This window comes from Allobosea sp. WAO (assembly GCF_001509835.1).
In the GTDB taxonomy this organism is placed as follows: Bacteria; Pseudomonadota; Alphaproteobacteria; order Rhizobiales; family Beijerinckiaceae; genus Allobosea.
In genome coordinates, this window is sequence record NZ_JXTJ01000037.1 from 1 (window position 1) to 229 (window position 229).

Annotated in this window: 1 protein-coding gene; it reads right to left on the minus strand. The window is 71.2% G+C overall.

Translation table 11 applies throughout. From position 1 onward, the window contains the following. On the minus strand, window positions 1-229 hold a 229-nt coding region (locus DK26_RS28305), incomplete at both ends, for a methylmalonyl-CoA mutase family protein (RefSeq protein ID WP_248310137.1).

A 229-nucleotide genomic window follows, 5' to 3' on the forward strand; every position in this document is an offset into this window, starting at 1 on the left:
GGCCCGCGCCGCCTTGACCGCGAGGTCGAGCAGATTGGCCTCGCCCGCGGCACCCTCGGTCAACGCGGCGAGCGCCGCCTGCACGTCGGCCTCGTTGCGCTCGGCCTTCAGCCGCCGGAGCTTGTCGAGCTGCTGGGCCCGGACCGCGGCATTGTCGACCTTGAGCACCTCGATCGCCGCCTCGTTGTCGGGCTTGAAGCAGTTGACTCCGATGATCGCCTGCTGGCCG